The following is a 1748-nucleotide window of genomic DNA, read 5'->3' as shown; positions in this document are numbered from 1 at the left end:
GGTCACTTTGACCTTATCGCACGGCAGAAAATGCACCGTAATACCGCAGGTCTTTTGCCCTGTGTAATCAGGAACCGGCACAACCGCTGAATGCCTCTTTTTCGCCTCTTTAACCTTTTTAACCCATGCAAGAACCGCTTCTCGATCTTCATAACCAGGAAACCCTTTCGTTCCACCCATCCCCGTTTCCCAGTCAATTTTCACCGTCATGCCCGGCTGCCACTGCGCCGGCGCCCTGAAGCAACAGCCGCCCCCGCCCCCCTGGTGCGGGCCGATAATATCAAGACCCGACTGCCCGTTAACGCTAAAGTGGTTTATCGCCCACCGGGTATGGTTTACCGCCTCAATGGCGCCGCCCGCCGCCTGCGCCGGCGCCTGCTGGCAGCCCGTCAGCATCAACCCCGCCAGCGCCATTCCTGCCCTGAATACCTTCATCACCTTCTCCTTTTCTGATTCCCGTTACGGTTTTACCCCGCTTAGCGCAGCGCTTGCCCCAAACGCTGCGCTAAGCAGGCTGACGCCGTGCTTAGCGCGCGCACGCCGCCGGCTCCGGCATTCTTAACGGCTCCTTTACCGGGTATTGCGGGTCGGAGTAGATATGGCAACTGGTGATCACTTTGACCTTATCGCACGGCAGAAAATGCACCGTGATACCACAGGTCTTTTGCCCGGTGTAATCAGGAACCGGCACGACCGCTGAATGCCTTCTTTTCGCCTCTTTGACTTTTTTAGCCCATGCAAGAAATGCCTCACGATTTCCATAACCGGGAAATTCATCTGTATCGCCAATCCCCGTTTCCCAGTCAATTTTTACCGTCATGCCCGGCTGCCACCGCGCCGGCGCCCTGAAGCAACAGCCGCCCCCGCCCCCCTGGTGCGGGCCGATAATATCAATGCCCGACTGCCCGTTAACGCTAAAGTGGTTTATCGCCCACCGGGTATGGTTCACCGCCTCAATGGTGCCGCCCGCCGCCTGCGCCGGCACCTGCTGGCAGCCCGCCAGCATCAACCCCGCCAGCGCCATTCCTGCCCTGAATACCTTCATCACCCTCTCCTTTTCTGCTTCCCGTTACGGTTTTACCCCGCTTAGCGCAGCGCTTGCCCCAAACGCTGCGCTAAGCAGGCTGACGCCGTGCTTAACGCGCGCACGTCGCCGGCTCCGGCATGCTTAACGGCTCCTTTACCGGATATTGCGGGTCGGAGTAGATATGGCAACTGGTGGTCACTTTGACCTTATCGCACGGCAGAAAATGCACCGTGATACCGCAGGTCTTTTGCCCGGTGTAATCAGGAACCGGGACTATGGCAGAGTGTTTTTTCCTTGAGGAATCTATTTTTCTCTCCCAGGCAAGATATGCCTCACGATTTTCATAACCGGGAAACCCTTTCGTTCCCCCAATCCCCGTTTCCCAGTCAATTTTCACCGTCATGCCCGGCCGCCACTGCGCCGGCGCCCTGAAGCAACAGCCGCCCCCGCCCCCCTGGTGCGGGCCGATAATATCAATGCCCGACTGCCCGTTAACGCTAAAGTGGTTTATCGCCCACCGGGTATGGTTCACCGCCTCAATGGTGCCGCCCGCCGCCTGCGCCGGCACCTGCTGGCAGCCCGCCAGCATCAACCCCGCCAGCGCCATTCCTGCCCTGAATACCTTCATCACCCTCTCCTTTTCTGCTTCCCGTTACGGTTTTACCCCGCTTAGCGCAGCGCTTGCCCCAAACGCTGCGCTAAGCAGGCTGACGCCGTGCTT

General features: G+C 58.8%; 3 protein-coding genes. All 3 read right to left on the bottom strand.

Features of this window, described 5'->3' with window-relative positions:
* On the bottom strand, positions 1–435 hold a 435-nt coding region (locus tag JJB97_RS17735), incomplete at its 3' end, for a DUF3304 domain-containing protein (RefSeq protein WP_238715399.1).
* Between the two features lie 91 nt (positions 436–526).
* Positions 527–1045, bottom strand: coding sequence for a DUF3304 domain-containing protein (locus JJB97_RS17730; protein ID WP_238715398.1), 519 nt, complete (start codon positions 1043–1045; stop codon positions 527–529).
* A 91-nt stretch (positions 1046–1136) separates the two neighbouring features.
* Positions 1137–1655 (bottom strand): DUF3304 domain-containing protein, encoded by a 519-nt coding sequence (locus tag JJB97_RS17725; RefSeq protein ID WP_238715397.1) that lies wholly within the window; start codon positions 1653–1655, stop codon positions 1137–1139.
* Between the last annotated feature and the right edge of the window lie 93 nt (positions 1656–1748).

The organism is Tenebrionibacter intestinalis, from assembly GCF_016632365.1.
Taxonomy (GTDB): Bacteria; Pseudomonadota; Gammaproteobacteria; order Enterobacterales; family Enterobacteriaceae; genus Tenebrionibacter; species Tenebrionibacter intestinalis.
Note: the sequence above shows the minus strand (reverse complement) of the source record. Positions and strands in the feature narration are given on the sequence as shown.

Excerpts from the sequence above, each read along its gene's own strand:
- JJB97_RS17730 (WP_238715398.1), bottom strand. The coding sequence starts at position 1,045 with ATGAAGGTATTCAGGGCAGGAATGGCGCTGGCGGGGTTGATGCTGGCG.
- JJB97_RS17725 (WP_238715397.1), bottom strand. The coding sequence starts at position 1,655 with ATGAAGGTATTCAGGGCAGGAATGGCGCTGGCGGGGTTGATGCTGGCG.